Annotated in this window: 18 protein-coding genes and 1 pseudogene; 9 read left to right on the top strand and 10 right to left on the bottom strand. The window is 67.1% G+C overall.

Annotation, left to right across the window (positions count from 1 at the left end):
- Position 1: 1 nt before the first annotated feature.
- Genes EET13_RS03050 through EET13_RS03060 form a run of 3 tightly spaced genes read right to left on the bottom strand, consistent with a single transcriptional unit; the run spans position 2 to position 1,786 of the window.
- The gene (locus EET13_RS03050) at positions 2-643 is read right to left on the bottom strand and encodes a DUF2461 domain-containing protein (protein WP_168991221.1); all 642 of its coding nucleotides are present in this window, start codon (positions 641-643) and stop codon (positions 2-4) included.
- Positions 644-672: 29 nt separating this feature from the next.
- A complete protein-coding gene (locus tag EET13_RS03055) occupies positions 673-1,023 on the bottom strand; it encodes a hypothetical protein (protein WP_244603736.1) in 351 nt (116 codons plus the stop codon).
- A gap of 1 nt (position 1,024) precedes the next feature.
- Complete coding sequence (locus tag EET13_RS03060; RefSeq protein WP_122440906.1) at positions 1,025-1,786, bottom strand: MBL fold metallo-hydrolase; 762 nt, start codon at positions 1,784-1,786, stop codon at positions 1,025-1,027.
- Positions 1,787-1,830: 44 nt separating this feature from the next.
- Between EET13_RS03060 and fgd the strand changes: the two genes are divergently transcribed.
- Genes fgd through EET13_RS03075 form a run of 3 tightly spaced genes read left to right on the top strand, consistent with a single transcriptional unit; the run spans position 1,831 to position 6,101 of the window.
- Complete coding sequence (gene fgd, locus EET13_RS03065) at positions 1,831-2,841, top strand: glucose-6-phosphate dehydrogenase (coenzyme-F420) (protein ID WP_122440907.1); 1,011 nt, start codon at positions 1,831-1,833, stop codon at positions 2,839-2,841.
- Between the two features lie 7 nt (positions 2,842-2,848).
- Positions 2,849-4,939 carry a phosphate acetyltransferase gene (pta, locus tag EET13_RS03070; protein ID WP_122440908.1) on the top strand — a complete coding sequence of 697 codons (2,091 nt, stop codon included), beginning with the start codon at positions 2,849-2,851 and terminating at the stop codon, positions 4,937-4,939.
- Positions 4,929-6,101 carry an acetate kinase gene (locus EET13_RS03075; protein ID WP_122440909.1) on the top strand — a complete coding sequence of 391 codons (1,173 nt, stop codon included), beginning with the start codon at positions 4,929-4,931 and terminating at the stop codon, positions 6,099-6,101. The genes pta and EET13_RS03075 overlap by 11 nt, the downstream gene beginning before the upstream one ends.
- On the opposite strand, the pseudogene EET13_RS03080 reads toward EET13_RS03075, so the two are convergent.
- Together EET13_RS03080 and EET13_RS03085 are read right to left on the bottom strand one after the other, a co-directional pair.
- A pseudogene (locus EET13_RS03080) lies at positions 6,063-7,244 on the bottom strand (DUF1501 domain-containing protein). The gene EET13_RS03075 and the pseudogene EET13_RS03080 overlap by 39 nt on opposite strands.
- A complete protein-coding gene (locus EET13_RS03085; RefSeq protein ID WP_122440910.1) occupies positions 7,241-8,551 on the bottom strand; it encodes a DUF1800 domain-containing protein in 1,311 nt (436 codons plus the stop codon). Before EET13_RS03085 ends, EET13_RS03080 begins: the two are co-directional and overlap by 4 nt.
- A 218-nt stretch (positions 8,552-8,769) precedes the next feature.
- Here EET13_RS03085 and EET13_RS03090 point away from each other — a divergent pair, with 218 nt between their 5' ends.
- A complete protein-coding gene (locus EET13_RS03090) occupies positions 8,770-9,627 on the top strand; it encodes an endonuclease domain-containing protein (protein WP_168990656.1) in 858 nt (285 codons plus the stop codon).
- Positions 9,628-9,936: 309 nt separating this feature from the next.
- Here the strand turns inward: EET13_RS03090 and EET13_RS03095 are convergent, their stop codons facing one another.
- From EET13_RS03095 to glnX, 3 genes are read right to left on the bottom strand one after another with little or no spacing between them, the layout of a single operon-like run.
- Positions 9,937-12,225: a serine/threonine-protein kinase PknG gene (locus EET13_RS03095; protein WP_122440911.1), complete on the bottom strand. Its 2,289-nt coding sequence runs from the start codon at positions 12,223-12,225 to the stop codon at positions 9,937-9,939.
- On the bottom strand, positions 12,225-13,202 hold the full coding sequence (locus tag EET13_RS03100; RefSeq protein ID WP_122440912.1) for a glutamate ABC transporter substrate-binding protein: 978 nt from the start codon (positions 13,200-13,202) through the stop codon (positions 12,225-12,227). The genes EET13_RS03095 and EET13_RS03100 overlap by 1 nt, the downstream gene beginning before the upstream one ends.
- Positions 13,202-14,521 carry a protein kinase G-activating protein GlnX gene (glnX, locus tag EET13_RS03105; protein WP_122440913.1) on the bottom strand — a complete coding sequence of 440 codons (1,320 nt, stop codon included), beginning with the start codon at positions 14,519-14,521 and terminating at the stop codon, positions 13,202-13,204. Before glnX ends, EET13_RS03100 begins: the two co-directional genes overlap by 1 nt.
- A 183-nt stretch (positions 14,522-14,704) precedes the next feature.
- Between glnX and EET13_RS03110 the strand changes: the two genes are divergently transcribed.
- Entirely contained in the window at positions 14,705-15,328 is a 624-nt protein-coding gene (locus EET13_RS03110) for an NUDIX hydrolase (protein WP_122440914.1), read from the top strand.
- Here the strand turns inward: EET13_RS03110 and thiE are convergent.
- Positions 15,300-15,959, bottom strand: coding sequence for a thiamine phosphate synthase (gene thiE, locus EET13_RS03115; protein WP_122440948.1), 660 nt, complete (start codon positions 15,957-15,959; stop codon positions 15,300-15,302). The genes EET13_RS03110 and thiE overlap by 29 nt on opposite strands.
- A 217-nt stretch (positions 15,960-16,176) precedes the next feature.
- Here thiE and thiO point away from each other — a divergent pair, with 217 nt between their 5' ends.
- Genes thiO through EET13_RS03135 form a run of 4 tightly spaced genes read left to right on the top strand, consistent with a single transcriptional unit; the run spans position 16,177 to position 18,926 of the window.
- Positions 16,177-17,199: a glycine oxidase ThiO gene (gene thiO / locus EET13_RS03120; RefSeq protein ID WP_122440915.1), complete on the top strand. Its 1,023-nt coding sequence runs from the start codon at positions 16,177-16,179 to the stop codon at positions 17,197-17,199.
- Positions 17,196-17,393 carry a sulfur carrier protein ThiS gene (gene thiS, locus EET13_RS03125; protein ID WP_122440916.1) on the top strand — a complete coding sequence of 66 codons (198 nt, stop codon included), beginning with the start codon at positions 17,196-17,198 and terminating at the stop codon, positions 17,391-17,393. Before thiO ends, thiS begins: the two co-directional genes overlap by 4 nt.
- Position 17,394: 1 nt before the next feature.
- The gene (thiG, locus tag EET13_RS03130) at positions 17,395-18,150 is read left to right on the top strand and encodes a thiazole synthase (RefSeq protein ID WP_425293623.1); all 756 of its coding nucleotides are present in this window, start codon (positions 17,395-17,397) and stop codon (positions 18,148-18,150) included.
- Entirely contained in the window at positions 18,147-18,926 is a 780-nt protein-coding gene (locus EET13_RS03135; protein WP_244603737.1) for an SGNH/GDSL hydrolase family protein, read from the top strand. Before thiG ends, EET13_RS03135 begins: the two co-directional genes overlap by 4 nt.
- A gap of 3 nt (positions 18,927-18,929) precedes the next feature.
- Here EET13_RS03135 and EET13_RS03140 read toward each other — a convergent pair whose 3' ends face one another.
- Positions 18,930-19,451 (bottom strand): serine/threonine protein kinase, encoded by a 522-nt coding sequence (locus EET13_RS03140; protein ID WP_122440918.1) that lies wholly within the window; start codon positions 19,449-19,451, stop codon positions 18,930-18,932.
- Positions 19,452-19,824 lie beyond the last annotated feature (373 nt).

Genomic DNA, 19,824 nt, shown 5'->3' on the forward strand with positions numbered 1-19,824 from the left:
GCTAGACGTGTCCGGTGAGCCACGTGTACAGGCCAAGGAAGGTCCGCCAATCGGCCAGCACCGCGTCGATGAAACCGCCTGAACTGGCGGCATCCGCCGGCAGCTCGCTATGGACGTAGAGCGCGGAGTGACGGAGCAGGCGTTCGGTGGCCTCGGTGGCGGTGAAGCCGCGCGGCACCCGCTTGAACGTTTGCCCGCCGATCTCGTATCCGGCTGCTTCCAGGTCAGACACGACCGCGGCCAACTCCGCCCCAGGCGCGGCCGCGGTGACGGCGTTGCGATATGAATTCAGCTGCCTGCTGTCAAACCCGTGCGCGCCGGCCCCGACGAGTATGCCGTCCGGCGACACCCGCAGGAACAAGCCGCCCACCGCCGTCGTGCGCTCCCCTTCCCAGAACCAAAAGTCCAAATGGTCCTTATAAGGTCGCTTGTCGCGGCTGAACCGGACATCCCGGTTGATCCGGAATATCGAGCCTCGTAACCATGGCTCCGCATGAATGCCGGGCACCAGATCACCCAGCTCTGTTCCGATCGCCTCGACAAACGCCTTCGCCGGCTCGAGGTAGTCGGCCTCGTAACGACCGCGATGGGCATCAAACCAACTTTTCTCGTTGTGAGCGCGCAATTCGGTCAGAAAGTCCACGGTGCCCAGGGGAAACCGAAATGCGCGCATCAGGGTTGGCCCCCGACGAACGCTAAAGCATCTTGCAACAGCGGTTTCCAGCTGCCGCTGCGCGCCGTCGGCACGGCTGCCCATTCGCGAAACCGGCGCCCCGCCGGCGCGAAGGGTTCGGCCTGTCCGGCGGCGATCAGCTCGGCGACTCGTGCCGCGGGTAGCTTCACCAGCAATTCGCCGGTCTTTCGGTCGCAGCTGGCGAAGAAGGCACCATTCACCCGCAAGCACGGCAGTCCCATCATCGTCGAGCGGGAAACTTCCGCCTGGGCGAGCAGATGCTGTGCCAGCGTCCAGAACAAGTTCTCACCGTCGCCGGGTGCCATCTCTTCGATACGTGCGTCAGTCACGTCACTTCTCCCGGCTCGGCGCCTTCACACCAGCGCGTGTCAGAGCCTCTTCGGTGGCCTCCCGGATCGGGCCGCGCCACAGGGCGCCGTGGCCGGGCGCCAGAATCTCGGTTTCCAGCAGGGCCAGCGCGGACAGGCTGCGGATGCAGTTCTGCTGGCTGTCGCTGAAAATCGCGGGCAGCAGTTGCGGACCGTCGCGGCGCAGCAGCGGGTGGCCGGTGATCAGAGCATCACCACTGGCCAGCACACCGTCCACCAGATACGAGCAATGCCCGTTCGTATGGCCGGGAGTGAAAACGGCCATCGGGTGGCCCGGCAACTGCGCGGCCACCTCGGCGGTCAGCGGCTGTGCGGTCGGGATTCCGTCGCGGACCAGGCCGCCGCTGCGCGCCACATGGACCGTCCACACCGCCCAGCGGGGCCGCCAGATGCGCAACCCGATATCCAGGAGCGACACCTGCTCCAGGTACTCCCGTTTGGCGTGGCCCACCTCGTCGGCGTGGCAGTACACCGGCGTGTGCTGCTCACGCGCGAACCAGATCGCGCTGCCCAGGTGGTCGATGTGCGCGTGGGTCAGCAGAATCGCGCGGACATCTCCGGGTTCGTAGCCCAGCAGCCGCAGCGACGCCAGCACCTCCTCGCGGTCGCCGGGATAACCGGCGTCGATCAACATCACCCCGGTGTCGTCGGCGACCAGCACCCAGTTCACCGCATGGCCATGGGCAAGGTGAACCTTTTCGGTGACCTGAACAAGCTCCGCCATGCCCGCGAGTCTAGGAGCAGGAAGTCCAGGAGTAGAAAGAACTGGTGGCTGAACTCAAACTCGGATACAAGGCGTCGGCTGAACAATTCGCCCCGCGTGAGCTCGTCGAACTCGGCGTCGCCGCAGAGGCGCACGGCATGGACAGCGCGACGGTCAGTGACCATTTCCAGCCCTGGCGCCACAAGGGCGGGCACGCGCCGTTCTCGTTGTCCTGGATGACCGCCGTCGGCGAGCGCACCAAGCGGGTGCTGCTGGGTACCTCGGTGCTCACCCCGACCTTCCGCTACAACCCCGCCGTCATAGCGCAGGCCTTCGCCACCATGGCTTGTCTGTATCCGGACCGCGTGTTCCTGGGTGTGGGCACCGGCGAGGCGCTGAACGAGATCGCCACCGGATACCAAGGAGCCTGGCCTGATTTCAAGGAACGCTTCGCCCGGCTGCGCGAATCGGTGCGGCTGATGCGAGAACTGTGGCGCGGCGACCGCGTGGATTTCGACGGCGACTACTACCGGCTCAAGGGCGCCTCCATCTACGACGTGCCCCTGGGCGGCGTGCCGGTGTACATCGCCGCAGGCGGTCCGGCGGTGGCCAAATACGCCGGCCGCGCCGGCGACGGCTTCATCTGCACGTCGGGCAAGGGCGCAGAGCTCTACACCGAAAAGCTGGTCCCGGGCGTCTTGGAAGGGGCGGCCGCGGCCAACCGCAACGCCGACGACATCGACAAGATGATCGAAATCAAGATCTCCTACGACCCTGATCCCGAGCTGGCTTTGCAGAACACCCGGTTCTGGGCGCCGCTGTCGCTGACCGCCGAACAGAAGCACAGCATCGACGACCCGATCGAGATGGAGAAGGCCGCCGACGCCCTGCCGATCGAACAGATCGCCAAGCGCTGGATCGTGGCGTCCGACCCGGACGAAGCCGTGGAACAGGTGGGCCAGTACGTGACATGGGGCCTCAACCACCTGGTATTCCACGCGCCCGGGCACGACCAGCTCCGGTTCCTGCAGCTCTTCGAAACGGACCTGGCGCCGCGGCTGCGACGGCTGGGCTGAACGGCCGGTGTCCCCGAGCTCCCCGGGTGCCACTGCGATCTACATCGCCGCGCCCGAACCGGCAAGCGGCAAGGCGACCATTGCGCTGGGAATCCTGCACCGGTTGACGGCAACGGTTGCCAAAGTGGGCGTGTTCCGGCCACTTACGCGAGCATCCGGGGCGCGTGACTACCTCCTGGAGTTGCTGTTGGAGCACACCACCGCGGGCCTGCCCTACGAGCAATGCGTGGGCGTGACCTACCACCAGCTGCATGTTGACACCGACACCGCGATCACCGACATCGTCGCCGCGTATCACGCGATGGCGCACAAGTGCGACGCGGTGGTGATCGTCGGCAGCGACTACACCGACGTCGCCACCCCCACCGAACTGTCGGTCAACGCCCGGATCGCGGTCAACCTCGGCGTGCCGGTGTTGTTGGCGGTCAACGCCAAAGGCCGTACCGCCGACCAGGTGGTCAGCGTCGTCGGGGTGTGTCTGGCCGAGCTGTCGGCCCACCACGCACACACCGCGGCGGTGGTGGCCAACCGTTGCGGGCCCGCGGAATTGGCGGCCATCCGCGAAGCGCTACGCATCGTCGGTCCGCCAAGCTACGCGCTGCCCGAGGAGCCGCTGCTGTCGGCGCCGACGGTGGCCGAATTGGAAAGGGCCGTCGACGGGACGGCGATCAGCGGTGAGGCGCCGCTGCGCAATCGCGAGGTGATGGACGTGCTGGTGGCCGGAATGACCGCCGATCACGTGCTGGAGCGGCTACGCGACGGCATGGCGGTGATCACGCCGGGCGACCGCTCGGACGTGGTGCTCGCCGTCGCCAGCGCCCATGCGGCCGAAGGGTTTCCGTCGCTGTCATGCATCGTGATCAACGGCGGTTTCGAATTGCATCCGTCGATCGCGGCGCTAGTGTCGGGGCTGCGGCTGAGGTTGCCGATCATCGCCACCACATTGGGTACCTACGAGACCGCCGGCGCCGCCGCGGCGGCCCGCGGCCGGCTCACCGCAACCTCGCAGCGCAAGATCGACACCGCGCTGGAGCTGATGGACCGCCACGTCGATACCGCCGATTTGATGACCCACCTTGCCATTCCGATCCCGACCGTGACAACACCGCAGATGTTCACCTATGGCTTGCAGCAACGCGCGCGTTCGAACCGCAAACACATCGTGCTTCCCGAGGGGGACGACGACCGCATCCTCAAGTCCGCCGGCCGCCTGCTGCAACGCGGCATCGCCGAGCTGACGATTCTGGGCGACGAGGCCCGGATCCGGGCGCGCGCAGCCGAACTCGGCGTGGATCTGGGCCAGGCAAAGGTGCTCGACCCGCGTACCAGCCCGCTGTGCGACCGCTTCGCCGAGCAATATGCCGAATTGCGGAAGTCGCACGGCATCACCGCCGAGCTGGCACGTGAAATCATGTGTGACGTATCGTATTTCGGCACCATGCTGGTTTACAATTCTCACGTCGACGGCATGGTGTCCGGAGCTGCCCATACCACCGCGCACACCGTTCGTCCCGCCCTGGAAATCATCAGAACGGCCCCAGGTATCTTGACGGTGTCCAGCATCTTTCTGATGTGCCTGCCCGATCGGGTGTTGGCCTACGGCGACTGCGCGATCGTGCCGAACCCGACGCCCGAGCAGTTGGCCGATATCGCGATCTGCTCGGCGCGCACCGCCGCACAATTCGGCATCGAACCGCGGGTGGCGATGCTGTCCTACTCCACCGGGGCGTCGGGGACCGGTGCTGACGTCGAAAAGGTCAGGGAGGCTACGGAGTTGGTGCGCTCACGCGAGCCGCAGCTGCTGGTCGAGGGGCCCATCCAATACGACGCCGCAGTCGACCCCGCGGTCGCGGCCGCCAAGATGCATGATTCGCCGGTGGCCGGACGGGCGACGGTGTTGATCTTTCCCGACCTCAACACCGGCAACAACACCTACAAGGCGGTGCAGCGTTCGGCGGGAGCCATCGCGATCGGCCCGGTGCTGCAGGGCCTGCACAAGCCGGTGAACGATTTGTCGCGCGGGGCGCTGATCGAGGACATCGTCAACACGGTTGCCATTACCGCGATCCAGGCGCAGGGCATCGGCGATGCCAGGTAGTCGCCTGGTGCTGGTGCTCAACTCGGGCTCGTCGTCGCTGAAGTTCCAGTTGATCGATCCCGTGTCGGGTATGTCTAAAGCGGCGGGCAACATCGAGCGGATCGGCGAAGCGTCGTCCTCGGTCCGCGATCACGACGCCGCGCTGCGGCGTGCTTTCGACATGCTGTCCGAGGACGGCATTGACGTGGCGACCTGTGGCCTGATGGCCGTCGGGCATCGGGTAGTGCACGGCGGCAAGGACTTTCACCGGCCGACGGTTCTCGACGATGCGGTGGTGGCCCGGCTCGAGGAACTGTCGGTGTTGGCTCCGCTGCACAACCCGCCCGCGGTGCTGTGCATCAAGGTGGCGCGCACCATGCTCGGCGATATCCCGCACGTCGCGGTGTTCGACACGGCGTTCTTCCATGACCTGCCCGCCGCGGCGGCGACCTACGCCATCGACCGCGAGTTGGCCGAGGCGTGGCAGATCCGTCGTTACGGATTTCACGGCACGTCGCATCGCTACGTCAGTGAGCAGGCCGCCGCCTTCCTGGGCCGGCCGGTGGAGACGCTGAATCAGATTGTGCTGCATCTGGGTAACGGTGCGTCGGCGTCGGCGATCGCGGCCGGCCGCCCGGTCGACACCTCCATGGGCCTCACTCCCCTGGAGGGTCTGGTGATGGGTACCCGCAGCGGTGACGTCGACCCGAGCATCATGTGGTACCTGTGGCGCACCGCGAACATGGGTGTGGACGAGATCGAGTCGATGCTCAACCACCGTTCCGGGATCTTGGGACTGGCCGGTGAACGCGACTTCCGGCGGTTGCACCAGTTGATCGAACAGGGCGACCTCGCATCAAGATTGGCTTACGACGTATTCATCCACCGGTTACGCAAGTACATCGGTGCTTACCTGGCCGTGCTCGGCCACACCGACGCGCTGACCTTCACCGCGGGCATCGGCGAGCACGATGCCGCGGTACGTCGTGACGCGTTGGCCGGAATGGGTGAGCTGGGCCTCGAACTCGACGCGGGGCGCAACGCTGCTCCGGCGGGCTGGCCCCGGCAGATCTCGACGGACGGCTCGCCGATTGCGGTACTGGTGATCCCCACCAACGAGGAATTGGCAATCGCCCGGGACTGCTTACAGGAAACCCAGGCTGGTCGGGCCGGTTCCGACTGATGGTGTCGGGTCGGTTGCCAGCGTATGCACCAGCAGCTCGTGGTAGATGTCGCGAAAGTCGGTGGTGAACTTGAGGTCTCCGCGGTCTAGGTCGGTGAGACTGGGCTGGTCGCCGTAGTAACCGCCGTTGACGGGGACCCCCGCGACGAATACCGGCCCGGCCGTGCCGTGATCGGTGCCCTGCGAAGCGTTGGCAGCCACCCTGCGGCCGAACTCCGAATACGCCAGTACGACGACATTGCGGCCGCAGCGATCACCGGCCATCTTCCGCAAGAACCCGGTGACGGCTTCGTCGAAAGTCTGCAACAGCCGCTGCTGTGTGTCGCGTTCGTCGGCGTGGGTGTCGAATCCGCCGAGCTGCACGGTGTAAACGCGGGCCGGCACCCGCGCCTTGACCGCCGCGGCCACCATGTTCAGCTGGGTGGCCAGCGAATTATGGGCGCCGTCCGTCTTGATGGACGCGAACGCCGCGTCGGTGGTGCGCGCGTCGCGATAGGACCTGGAAACCGCCGCCATCGCCGGGGTGTCGTCCGGGTCGGTCGCACTCAGCGCCTTCATCGTCGCGTCGAACCTGCCGGGGGCCTGCGTTGCTGGGTTGGTCGAAAGCGCCGCGGCGGTGCGCTTTTCGCCAACCGCCAGCGGGGGCAAGACGGCGCCGATGTTGACTGCCCGCAGCGGGTCGTCTCCGGTGGCGTCGAGCCAGCGGCCGATCCAGCCCGTCGAAGCCGGTTCGGCCGGCGATGCGGTCTGCCAGATGTCCATGGAGCGAAAGTGGCTGTGGTCGGGCTTCGGGTAGCCAACGCCGCGCACGATCGCCAGTTGCCGTTGCTGCCAAAGTTAGGCCAGACCGCGCAGTCCCGGGTTGAGTCCCAGCTGCGCGTCCAGCTGCACGACATCGCCTGCAGTGTAGGCGAGTTCGGGACGTGCGTCGTGATATGCGTTGTCGGCGTAGGGAATTACGGTGTTGATCCCGTCGTTGCCGCCGTAGAGCGTGACGATGACCAGCACGCCGGCGTCGTCGGGCAGCGGACGGTCGTGGGCCGCGTGCTGCAGATCGCGCCAGCTGACCGCCACCGCTCCGGAGAGCAGACCGGCCGCGCCGGCGCCGGCACTGGCGATCAGGAATCTGCGGCGGTTGATCATGACGTCAGGTACTCCGGTGTGTTGACGGCGGCGGCGACCAACTGGGGCGGTCGGCGTACCAGCGGGGCCAGCGCACGGGCGCTGCGGTCCGACCATGCGCCCACGCCGATCAGGTAGCCCACGGCATCGATCCGGTCTTGCGCCGCGGTGTTTTCGACTGTTGACAGGTCGGCCGTGTTTGCCAGGTGGAGGGCGGTGCGCAGTCGCGTCCCGGCGGACGCGGTGGACAGCCACACCTGGCCCTTCGGCCAGCCGCCGACGTCCGGCGGAAAGAATGGCCGCTGTCCCAGCACCTTGAGTGTCGTCTCGATCAGTTTGAGGTGGTTGTCGACGGGGACCCGAAGCGACCGGATGACGCCTACCAGCCATTCGACCGGAGTGGTGACGACCGTTGCCCGGCCGCTGGTGAACTCCTCGTCGGTGAGGACGGCGCGGGTGAGGGCGCGCAGGTCGCGCGTGGCGCCGTAGGCGCTGACCAGCCGGTCGAGCACCGCCGGGGGCGGCGGTTCGTCGGCGGCCAGCTGCTGCCACAACCGGCCCGCGACGTGCTGCGCGGACTTCGGCTGGGCGAGCACGGCGCCGCAGAACCCGGCGGCGTCGAAGTTGCTGGTGACCCCGAACAGCGTCTTGGCGGTGAAGTCGTGGCGCCTGGGAAGCATCATGGTGTGGCCGTCGGTGCCGATTACCCATCCGGTCAGGGCGCGAGCACCGTCGCGTACGTCGTCCTCGGTGTAGCCGTTGCCGTGGCCCAGCGCGAACAGCTCCATGAACTCCCGAGCCAGGTTCTCGTTGGCGGCCTTGGCGGTATTGCTCTGCCCGTCCAGCCAGCGCAGCATCGCGGCGTCGGTGAGCATGGCATAGGCCAGCGTGCGGAAGTCGTCCAGTGCCAGGGTGCGCAGCTTCTGGTTTTGCGCCGCCAGATATGCCGGGACCCGGACCTTTCGCGCCGAAGTGGCAAAGTGGTTGTGCCACAACAGGGTCAGCTTCTCGCGTAGCGGCTGGCGGACGGCGACCATGCGGCGCAGCCACCATCCGGTCAGCCCGGCCTGTTGCTCGGCCAGCTCGCGCTTGAAGTCTTCGCGCATCGCCGGTGTCGCCTTCTTGCCCGGGGGCCGCGGCGCGGGCAGTACCGGCATCGGGGTTTCTCGCGCGCCCGGGTCGGCATCGGGGTCGGCGGCCAGGATGTCGTCGAGGCGGGCCGCCCAGTCTTGACCGGCCACCGCATCCACCTCGCGGCCGCTCACCCCGAACCCGGCCCGGCGCAGGACTCGGGCCGTGGTGATCCACCGCGCGGATTGCCCGGCCATGCGATAACTGTGGCGGGTGAAGCTGTGTTTTCGCTATGTGCGGCGGTGGTGTCGCTGGCGTCGAGCGTGCGGTGGCGGCTCTCAGCGTGAGACCACGCAGGGATTCAGGCGGTGACGCCCGCCATAACCGCTCATTCGCGGCCGTGGAAGCACACTGGATTCCTAGCTTGTGGAAATCGGTAATCACGGTTGGCGGTCTGCGTGCCAATCTTGCCCGCATGTGGGATTCGCAAGCGCCGTTCCTCGGCAGCGAGGCACTGGCGTGTAGAGCATTGACCCGGCATCAACTGCGCACGCACTACCGCGCCGTATTGCCGAATGTCTACCTGTCGCGACGGGCGCAGGTGTCGCTGGAACAGCGGATAGCTGCTGCGTGGCTGTGGTCGCGGGGTTCGGCCGTAATCGCGGGTGCGGCGGCTGCGGCGTTGCACGGCGCCAAGTGGATTCCCGACGACTTCCCTGTAGAGCTGATATGTCGAAACTCCCGGCCGCCGCACGGTGTGCTGACGCGGCGCGACGTTCTAGGCGACGGAGAAATACAGACCGTCGACGGGCGCGCAGTCACCACACCCGAGCGCACCGCCTTCGACATTGGCCGTCGCGGAGCGGTCCGCTCAGCTGTGGTCCGGCTGGACGCGCTGGCCTTGGCGACGGGTTTCAAGGTCGACGATGTGCTGTGCGTCGCCGCCCATCATCCCGGGGCGCGCGGCGTGCGGCAGCTGGAGATCGCGTTGGAGCTCGTCGACTCCGGGGCGCAGTCACCCAGGGAAAGCTATCTTCGGCTACTACTGATCGATGCCGGATTTCCGCGGCCGCGGAGCCAGATAGCCGTATCGGGCGCGGATGGCATGCCGATCGCATATCTCGACCTTGGCTGGGAAGACTATATGGTCGCCGTCGAATACGACGGCGACCATCATCAACGAGACCGCCAGCAGTATGTCAAGGACATTCGCCGCATCGAGATGCTCGAGCAGCTGGGGTGGATCGTCATCCGGGTGGTCGCCGAGGATCGCCCTGCGGACATCCTGCGGCGCGTGCAGGCGGCGATGGCGGAGCGGAGTTCGATTGTCTAGCTCTCGCAGGGGTTTACCGCGGTGTCGGATCAAGGTTGGTTCTTTAGCTTTAGCAGCGGGTTTACCGGGGCGATGCGGCGTGAAGTGCGAGCTATTGCCGGTGGGGTGCGGTTTGGTTGTGTAGTACTGGTTTTCAGTGTGCGTCTATGGCATCGACATTGCATCCGTGGCGGTAATTGGGCGATCCTTCCGCCGTGGCTGCACACTCGACGCCGCAGCGAGCACACTCGACGCCGCAGCGAGCACACCTGACGCTACGGCGAACTCACCCGACGCTAGCGCAAAAGCCCAAACACCTTGAACCCCAAGCTAGAACGTGCTAGTCGGACGCACGTTGTTGGCCATGTCTACCAACGTGTAGCGGTGCCGCTGCGTGGGCGCGATCCGCGCCAGGCTGCGCAACGCCGCCTCGACGCCGAGCCGCAACCCGTGATCGGTGAACGGAAAGCCGAGGATGTGGTTGGTGCTGGCCTGGTTGTCCTGCAGCCAGTCCATCGCGCCGCCGAGCACCAGCGCCCGAATCTGCAGCACGCGCGGTTCGGTCGGCGGCAGCGACTCCACACGCCGGGCGCCGTCGCGGATCTGTTCCTCGCTGATTTCGCTTTGCGACCGTCCCGACAGCAAAGTGACCGCACTGGTCAGTCGGGCGGTGGTGAAATGCCTTGAGCTGGGCGGTACTTCGTCGAGGGTGCGCACCGCGCCGGCGCGATCACCCTTGGCCGAAAGGGTTCTGGCCAAGCCGAACGCCGCCGATATCACGCCGTCGTTGGTCTGCCACACCGTCTGGTAGAAGTTGTGCTCGTCGGTGTAGCCGGCCAGCTCCGCGGTTGCGGCCAGCGCCAGCTTGGGCGCGAGTTCGCCCGGAAAAGTATCCAGCACCTCGGTGAAATGCTTGATGGCAGAGTCGTAGTCGCCGGTGAGCAGCTCAGCGACCGCCTTGTACCAGACCAGCCGCCAGCGCCAACCCACCCGCTCGGCCAAGTCATCGAGTTTGCGGGTGGCTTTGGCGACATCACCGAGGTCCAGCAGCGCCCGGACTTCCATCAGCGGCAGTTCGACCGATTCGGAAAGGTCCACACCTTCGGCGTCCAAGGCGCCGTGACGGGCAGCGCGCAGCGAGTCCAGGGTCTGCACCGGCTGCGAAAGCACCGTGGCCTGCAGGACTGGGGCTGCGACGTCGGTCGGGTCGACCAGCGGTACCTGCAGCGCGGTCACGATCTCCTTGGCGGTCAGCTTCTCCGCGTGCACCTGGCCGTCTAGGTACACGTCGGTGTGCGCGACGAGCAGGTCCACGCCGAAGGTGGACCGGCTGGGACTGAAGATGGTCGACAGCCCGGGCCGGGGCACCCCGGTGTCGGCGGCGACCACCTCCCGCAACACGCCCGTCAATTGCGCCGACATTTCTTCTGTGCTGGCAAATCGCCGTCGCGGGTCGGGGTCGATGGCCCGGCGCAGCAACCGGCCGAAGGAGTCGTACTTCGCCAGCACCGGATCGTCGTCGGGCAGTCCGTCGGCGTACCGCCCGTTGCGGGTGGGCAGGTTCAACGTGAGTGCCGCTAGGGTGCGCCCCACGGTGTAGATGTCGGTGGCCACGGTGGGACCGGTGCGCACGATCTCGGGCGCCTGGAAGCCGGGAGTGCCGTAGAGGTATCCGAACGAGTTGATCCGCGACACCGCACCCAGATCGATCAGCTTGAGCTGCTCCTCGGTGAGCATGATGTTTTCCGGCTTCAGGTCGTTGTAGACGAGGCCGATCGAGTGCAGATAGCTCAGCGCCGGCAGGATCTCCAGGATGTAGGCGATCGCCTCGGAGACCGGCAGTTTCTCGCCGCGGCCGCGCCGCAGCGACTGCCCGCCGATGTACTCCATGACGATGTAACCGACCGGGTCCCCCTGCCGGTCGGTGTGTTCGACGAAGTTGAAGATCTGCACGATCTGCGGGTGCACCACTTCGGCGAGGAACTTCCGTTCAGCCATCGCGATCGCCTGCGCCTCGGCGTCCCCGGAATGAACCAGGCCTTTGAGCACCACCGGACGGTCGTTGACGTTGTGGTCGAGCGCCAGGTACACCCAGCCCATGCCACCGTGCGCGATACAGCCCTTGACCTCGTACTGACCGGCGATGATGTCGCCGGCGCACAGCTGCGGCAGAAATGAGTACGGGCTGCCGCAGTACGGGCACCAGCCCTCGGAGGCTCCCTTGCCCTCGGCGCCGCTGCGACCGACGGGGCGTCCGCAGTTCCAGCAGAACCGCTTCGACTCGGGAACTACCGGGTCGGTCATCAGGGCCTTGAGCGGATCGATATCGGGTACCCGTGGAATCTCCACCAGGCCGCCGCCCAGCTTCCTGACCGGCGGCAGCGCTCGCTTTGCGGCCGACATTCGCTCCTGCGGCTGGGTGTCTATGGCGCCCAGCGAGATGGACAGGTCGTCGTCATCATCGTCGAAATCAGGACGGAAAATGGCCTGAGTCGCCGGTGGCCGGCTGGCGGCGGCCGCACCGGTCTGTGCGTCGGCCGACGGTGTGCCCTGTGCCAGCTCTTCTCGGCCTTCCTGATCGTCGGTGGCTGAGTGGTTGTGAGCGGGCTTGGGGGACATCAATCCAGATACCTCGGCTGAGGTGGCACCGGCGCCGGACCGAGGACCGATAACCACTTGCGGTACAACGTATTCCAAGTGCCGTCGGTGCGGATCCGCTCGAGTGTGCCGTTGACGAACCGGACCAGCCCGGTGTTGTCTAGATTGATCCCGATGCCATAGGGCTGGTTGGCCATGTCGGGCCCGACGATGTGCAGATAAGGGTCTTCTTCCACCAGCCCGGCCAGAATCGAGTCGTCGGTGCTGACCGCATCGATCTCCCGCTGTTGCATTGCCACCAGGCAATCGGCCCAGTTCACCACCGACACGATGACCGGGGGCGGTGCGATCTCTTGAATACGGCGCAGCGACGTGGTGCCCCTGGCCACGCAGACTCGCTTGCCGGACAAGTCCGACACCTTGGAGATCGGCGAGTCACGCGGAGCCAGAATCCGCTGGTTGGCGTCCAGGTAGACGGTGGAGAAGTTCACCAGCTTGCGTCGCTCACAGTTGATCGTCATGGTCTTGACGACGATGTCGACCTGTGATGTCTTCAGCGCGGTTATGCGCTCGGCGGCTGACAGAATCCGGTACTCGACCCGCGACGGGCTGCCGAAGATGTCGCGCGCCACCTCGCCGGCGATGTCGACGTCGAAGCCGGTGATGTCCCCGGTGATCGGGTCTCGGAAGCTGAACAAGTTGCTGCCGACGTCGAGCCCGACGATCAGCCGGCCGCGTGCGCGGATGTCGGCGACCGCGGCGTCGGCCTCAGCCTTGGTGGGGAACGGACGCAGGCTTGCCGTCGGGTTACAGTTCTCGCTCGTCGTGTCCGGCGGCAGCGGGGGCTTGGGCGGCATCACTTCCATTCCGACCGGGGTGGGTGGCGGAAGAGTCGGGGTCGCCTCCACTTTCAGCGATTCGGGGTGCCCGCACCCGGCGAGCACGATCGCCGTGACGAGCGCGGTGGCGGCCCGCCGGACGCTGGGCAGGCCGCGCATCACCGATATTCTTTCAGCCTGGGCCAGAGCCCGAGCGCAACCGCGATGGCGGCGCCCAGGCTGAGGACCACGCCGCCCACCTGGGCGCCGGCCAGTCCGCGCCGCGCGTTGAGGACGTCGTTTCGCAGCCGGTTACGGCTTTGCTCCATCGCTTTGGTCAGCGCTTCGTCGAGCTTGTCGAACGCGGGCGTGGCGTCGTCCTCGCCCTTGCCCAACGCGACCTGAATGGCGGCGCGATAGTTGCCGACCGCAATGTAGGAGTTGATCCGGTCGTTGGCCTGCTGCCAGCGGACCAGCAGCTGGTCGGCACCCTGCAGGTCGGATTTGTCGACGGCATTGGGCCGGCTCATGTACTCGTCGAGATGGCGGTGCATCTCCTCGATACGCTGGTAAAAGGACTGTTTGCGGATCTCTTCGTCGCCGCGCCGGATCAGCGACAGTGTCTCGTCGGCTCGGGCCTGCTGGGCGGTGATCGCCAGGTTGGTGACGATCTTCAGCGACTCGGCGGCCGTGTCTTTGGCGCTACGGCTGGCCGCCGTAGAGATTGTCAGCGCGATTCCCACCCAGACCACCATGACAAGAATACCGAGCGCACCGACGACAAGACCTGGATTGATCCGTCTGCGGGTGCGCCGGGCCAGCCAGCGATGGGAGAAGGCGCCGAAGACCACCGTGGTGGTGACGACCAGGATCACCGGCGCCGGGATCTGGGTGGATGCGGTGGTTTCCGTGTCGACCCGCTCCGACGTCGCCTGGTACAGCTGTTGCGCATCGGGCAGGATCGTCGACTGCATCAGCCCCGATGCTTCGGACAGGTACGACGAACCGACCGGATTACCCGCCCGGTTGTTGGTGCGCGCGATCTCGATGAGGCCGGTATAGACCGCCAGTTCGGCGTTGATGCGCCCCAGCAATTGCACCAGTGACTCATCGGTGAGACCGCTCGAGGCGCGGGTGACCGCCACCGCTGCATCGGTGATGGCCTGCTCGTAGCGCAGCCGGACGGCGCGGGGTTCGGCCTGGGCGATGAAGGCGGTGGCTGCTGCGGCGTCGGCCACCGACAGCGTGGTGTACAGCCGTCCGGCCGCAAACGACAGTGGCTCGGTATGTTCCAGCACGGTGGTCAGCACCTGCTGGCGGTGGTTGATCGTCGTCGATGTAGCGAACGCGCTGCACACACCCAAAGCCGCCAGCACGATGCCGATGGTCAAGATGCGGCCGGGCGTCGTCGAGACAAACCACCAGCGCGGATGGGCCGGTTCCGCGGGCGACCGCAAACCCAGCGGCTCGGTCGACGGGTGCGCCAGCTCAACCGTCACGTCTGCTCCGACCTCAGCTTTCGATATCTGTTCGGCTTGTTCGGCTAGTTCGGCGAAGTCACCAACCCGGATAAGCGAATTCTAAGAGAATGCGCCGACAGATGTGGGAGGCAGACCCAATTACCCTAATCACCCTCGAATACCCGGAAGGCCCCGGCGGCTTCGCGTGCATATCCTGAATTGGTGCAGGGCGACGGGGACGGATGGGTGATATCCGACAACGGCGCCCACTACTGGGGCAGATACGGCTCGGCCGGGCTGCTGCTGCGCGCCCCGCTACCCGACGGCGGCCCCGCGGTGCTGCTGCAGCATCGAGCGGTGTGGAGCCATCAGGGCGGTACCTGGGGCCTGCCGGGCGGCGCCCGAGACAGTCATGAGACTCCGGAACAGACCGCAGTCCGCGAGGCGCGTGAAGAGGCGGGCCTGGCCACCGAGCGGCTTGTCGTGCGGTCGGTCCTGGTGACGGCCCGTCCCCGGGGCACTGCCTGGACCTACACGACGGTCGTCGCCGATACCGATGAGTTGCTGCACACGGTGCCCAACCGGGAAAGCGCCGAGCTGCGCTGGGTTGCCGAGAACGACGTGACCGAGCTGCCGCTGCATCCCGGATTCGCCGCCAGCTGGCAGCTGCTGCGCTCCGCCCCGGTCACCGTGCCACTGCGCCACGGCGACGAACGCCGGCACCGCCTGCCGTGCACGGTGGTAATCGAGGACGGGGTTTTCGTCTGGTGCGTACCGGGGGACGCGGACCAGGCGCCATCGCAGCTGAGCCCTCGGGTCAGCTCGCTGCTAGAAGCGCTGATTTGAGCTGCTGGGCGGCGGCCGTCGGGTCGTCGGCCGCGGTGATGGCGCGCACCACCACAATCCGCCGGGCGCCGGCAGCAATCACGTCGGGCAGGCGCTGCGCATCGATACCGCCGATCGCGAACCACGGCCTGTCGCCACCGATCGCCGCGGCCGAGCGCACCACGTCCAGCCCCGGCGCGGGGCGGCCGGGCTTGGTCGGGGTGGGCCAGCAGGGTCCTACACAAAAGTAGTCGGCATCTCCGGTAGCAGCCGCGGCAACCTGGTCGCTGTCGTGGGTGGACCGCCCGATCAGCACGCCCGGCCCTGCGATCTGACGCGCCACGCTCGACGGCAGGTCGCGTTGACCCAGGTGCAGCACATCGGAACCGGCGGCGCGGGCAATATCGGCGCGGTCGTTGACCGCGAACAGGGCGCCGTGCCGGCGGGCCGCGTCGGCGAGGATCTCGCAGGCCGCCAGCTCGTCGAGTGCCTCCAGCGGGCCGAGGCGCTGTTCTGCCGCCGAGCCCTTGTCTCGCAGCTGGATGATGTCGACGCCACCGGCCAGCGCCGCGTCGGCGAACTCGGCCAGGTCGCCGCGTTCCCGGCGCGCATCGGTGCACAAATAGAGCCTCGCCTCGGCTAAGCGAGCCAGACGGGCCAGACGGGACTGCACACTGCGACGCTAGCGCGCTAGTTTGGAACCCAGAAGAACCCCTGTAGGCACGGGAGTCCCGGGTGACCAGCGGGACTGAGAGTGGGCTCTGTCAATGTGCAAGCCAATGTGCAAGCCAATGTGCAAGCCGGCTTGCACGATGGGCCGGCCCTGACCGTCACACCTGATCCGGGTCATGCCGGCGAAGGGAGCAAGGATGTCAACACCCACACCGGCGGGGTCACTGGCTGTGATCGGCGGCGGCGTTATCGGTATGTCGGTGGCGCGCCGGGCCGCCCGGGCCGGATGGTCGGTGCGGGTGCATCGCGGCGGCGAGCACGGCGCGTCGTGGGTCGCCGGCGGCATGATCGCCCCGCACAGCGAAGGCTGGCCGGGTGAGGAACGGCTGCTGCGGCTCGGGCTGGAGTCGCTGCGGCTGTGGCACGACGGCGGCTTTCTCGACGGGCTGCCGGCACACGTGGTCACCGCCCGCGAGTCGCTGGTGGTGGCCGTCGACCGGGCCGACGTCGCCGACCTGCGTACCGTCGCGGACTGGTTGTCGCAGCAGGGGCACCCGGTGGTGTGGGAGTCGGCCGCCCGCGACGTCGAACCCCTTCTGGCGCAAGGGATCCGGCACGGTTTCCGGGCTCCCACCGAACTGGCCGTGGACAACCGCGTGTTGCTCGAGGCGCTGGGTCTGGACTGTGAGCGGCTCGGAGTCGCCTGGGCCGCTCCGGTGACCGCCTTGTCCGACGCCGAGGGTGATGCGGTGGTCATCGCCAACGGCATTGACGCCCCCGCATTGTGGCCCGGGCTGCCGGTGCGCCCGGTGAAGGGCGAGGTGTTGCGGCTGCGCTGGCGGAAGGGCTGTATGCCGTTGCCGTGCAGGGTTATCCGGGCACGTGTTCATGGTCGCCAGGTGTATCTGGTGCCACGGGCCGACGGGGTGGTGGTCGGTGCCACCCAGTACGAACACGGCCGCGATACCGCGCCGGTGGTGTCGGGCGTGCGTGACCTGCTGGAGGACGCGTGCGCGGTGCTGCCGGCCCTGGGTGAGTACGAGCTGGCGGAGTGCTCCGCCGGGCTGCGCCCGATGACCCCCGACAATCTGCCGATCGTGCAACGCCTGGACGCGCGGACTCTGGTCGCCGCGGGCCATGGCCGATCCGGATTCCTGTTGGCGCCGTGGACGGCCGAGCAGATCGTGTCCCAACTCGCCATGGCCGGAGCCCGCTCGTGATCGTCGTCGTCAACGAACAGCAGGTGGAGGTCGACGAGCAGACCACGGTGGCCGCGCTGCTGCGGTCGCTCGGTTTCCCAGACCGCGGTATCGCGGTGGCCCTGGACTGGGCGGTGCTGCCTCGATCTGATTGGTCGACAACGCTTTCCGAAGGTGCTCGACTCGAGGTGGTGACGGCGGTGCAGGGTGGCTGAGATGGGTGACAAACTGACGATCGGCGACCGCAGTTTCGCTTCGCGGCTGATCATGGGCACTGGCGGGGCGGCGAACCTTGCTGTGCTGGAAGAGGCATTGGTCGCCTCGGGTACCGAGCTGACCACCGTCGCGATCCGCCGCGTCGACGCCGAGGGTCGAACCGGTCTGCTCGACGTGCTCAACCGGCTGGGTATCACCCCGTTGCCCAACACCGCGGGTTGCCGCAGCGCCACCGAGGCGGTGCTGACCGCGCAACTGGCCCGTGAGGCGCTGGACACCAATTGGGTCAAGCTGGAGGTGATCGCCGACGAGCGCACCCTGCTACCCGATGCAGTCGAACTCGTCAGGGCTGCAGAGCAATTGGTAGACGACGGGTTTGTGGTACTGCCCTACACCAATGACGACCCGGTGCTGGCCGGCCGGCTCGAGGACGCCGGTTGCGCGGCGGTGATGCCGCTGGGCTCGCCGATCGGCACCGGCCTCGGTATCACCAACCCGCACAACATCGAGATGATCGTCGCGCGGGCCGGTGTCCCCGTGGTGCTCGATGCTGGCATCGGCACCGCCAGCGATGCCGCGCTGGCAATGGAGTTGGGTTGTGACGCCGTGTTGTTGGCCACCGCCGTGACCCGGGCCGCAGATCCGCCGGCGATGGCGGCTGCGATGGCCGCGGCCGTCACCGCCGGTTATCTGGCACGCCGGGCCGGCAGGATCCCGAAGCGCTTTTGGGCACAGGCCTCCAGCCCCGAGCTATGACCGGACGCGGCAAACGTTATGTGGCACTAGGCAGTTCGATGGCCGCCGGCCCGGGCATCCGGCCCCGCGCGGCCGGCGCACCGTGGCGGTCCGGCCGATCGGCCCGCAACTACCCGCATCTGGTCGCCGAACGGCACAACCTCGAGTTGGTGGACGTCACCTACTCCGGCGCCACCACCGCCAACGTGCTGTGCGATCCCCAGCAGGGCGCGCCGCCCCAGATAACCGCGCTGGACGGCTCGGAATCGTTGGTGACGGTCACCATTGGCGGCAACGACATCGGCTACGTTCCGCTGCTGATGGCCGCGGCGTTGCCGCGATCGGCGCGACGCATGCCGCTGCTTGGCGCGTGGATCGCCGAACTGCTGGACCACAACTCCCGCGATCAGGCCCTGGCCCAGGTTTTCGACTCGCTGTGCGATGTCGGTCGTTCGCTACGACGGCAGGCGCCGCGGGCGCGGGTTTTCTTCGTCGACTACCTCACGCTGTTGCCCCCGGCGGGCGTGCCGTCGCCGCCGCTGTCCGCGGCGGACAGCGAACTCGGCCGCCACGTTGCCGCAACGCTGGAACGGCTTACCGCCGAGGCCGCCGCGATCACCGGCTGTGGCGTGGTGCGCGCGGCGGCGGCCAGCCGCGATCACCACGCGTGGTCGCCTGAGCCGTGGACGGTCAAGCCCGCACGCTTCGGGGTGTCGCTACCGGGGCGCCCGGCGCCGCTGCACCCCAATGGCACCGGGATGCGCGCGGTGGCGGAATTGGTTGCGGCGCAACTGTAAGCGTCAGCCGTTGGTTCGCCACCACTGGTAGAGGGCCGGGACGTCCGAATTGGTGGCGCGGATGTAGCTGAGAATGTTCTTGGCGTCGGTGGTCCAGATGATTTCGGCGGCACCCTGATAGGTGCCGCAGGCCACCTGTCCGGCCGTGGCGCCCGCGCTGCCCTGACGCCAGGTGGTCGGCGACTGGCCGCTGTCCCCACACGCGGTCAGGGTTTCGTCCTTGATGCTGGCCTTGAATGAGCCGTTCATATCGTCGGGGTTGGCAAAGAGGATGTACTTGGCCAGGGCGGGCCCCGCGGCGTCGGGGCTTTGTCCGCACGACAGCGCCGCCAATTCAGCGCCGGTGATCGTCTGGGCGGTGCAATTGTTGAGGCCGTAACCCTTCGACACCGAGCCGGCCAGTGTGTTGACATCGGACGCAGTGCCGGTGGGGTCGGCATTCGCGGTGGCAGTAGCCAGGCAGGCGAAGCTACCCGTCAGCGCCGCCGCTGTCGCGGCTCGCAGCACGGTGGTGAGATGAGACATCCTTGACTCCTTGGTGTATCGGACCGACGATGCGGCTGCGTCGACATCGGTGAGTGTATTGGTGTCGCTCGCCGGAAAACAGTGCTGCGCCGACCGGTGTGGACGCGCCGTGACCCGGCTATGCCGCAGGCCTACAACACGTTCCGTTGGAAATTGTCTGTCTTGACATCAATTTGGGTGTCAGGCGTAGGTTGATCATGTTCGGGTGGCGCCCGGGCCGGATGCCGGTAATTGGAAAGTGCTAGGCGGCCAGCTCTTTTCGTCCAGGTTGGGTCGACGTGCCTGGCATCGGGTGATCCTGGTGACAGCGGTAAACGATTGTCGCCGGGGTGATCCGGGCCGAGTCGGTACCCACCAAGGATGCTGCGACGCG

Origin of the sequence: Mycobacterium attenuatum (assembly GCF_900566085.1) — a bacterium.
In the GTDB taxonomy this organism is placed as follows: domain Bacteria; phylum Actinomycetota; class Actinomycetes; order Mycobacteriales; family Mycobacteriaceae; genus Mycobacterium; species Mycobacterium attenuatum.

Bases quoted from the DNA above. Each gene is read 5' to 3' on its own strand.
- EET13_RS03060 (WP_122440906.1), bottom strand. From the start codon at position 1,786: ATGGCGGAGCTTGTTCAGGTCACCGAAAAGGTTCACCTTGCCCATGGC.
- EET13_RS03075 (WP_122440909.1), top strand. From the start codon at position 4,929: ATGCCAGGTAGTCGCCTGGTGCTGGTGCTCAACTCGGGCTCGTCGTCG.
- EET13_RS03085 (WP_122440910.1), bottom strand. From the start codon at position 8,551: ATGGCCGGGCAATCCGCGCGGTGGATCACCACGGCCCGAGTCCTGCGC.
- EET13_RS03090 (WP_168990656.1), top strand. From the start codon at position 8,770: ATGTGGGATTCGCAAGCGCCGTTCCTCGGCAGCGAGGCACTGGCGTGT.
- EET13_RS03095 (WP_122440911.1), bottom strand. From the start codon at position 12,225: ATGTCCCCCAAGCCCGCTCACAACCACTCAGCCACCGACGATCAGGAA.
- EET13_RS03100 (WP_122440912.1), bottom strand. From the start codon at position 13,202: ATGCGCGGCCTGCCCAGCGTCCGGCGGGCCGCCACCGCGCTCGTCACG.
- thiO (WP_122440915.1), top strand. From the start codon at position 16,177: ATGTCAACACCCACACCGGCGGGGTCACTGGCTGTGATCGGCGGCGGC.
- thiG (WP_425293623.1), top strand. From the start codon at position 17,395: ATGGGTGACAAACTGACGATCGGCGACCGCAGTTTCGCTTCGCGGCTG.
- EET13_RS03135 (WP_244603737.1), top strand. From the start codon at position 18,147: ATGACCGGACGCGGCAAACGTTATGTGGCACTAGGCAGTTCGATGGCC.
- EET13_RS03140 (WP_122440918.1), bottom strand. From the start codon at position 19,451: ATGTCTCATCTCACCACCGTGCTGCGAGCCGCGACAGCGGCGGCGCTG.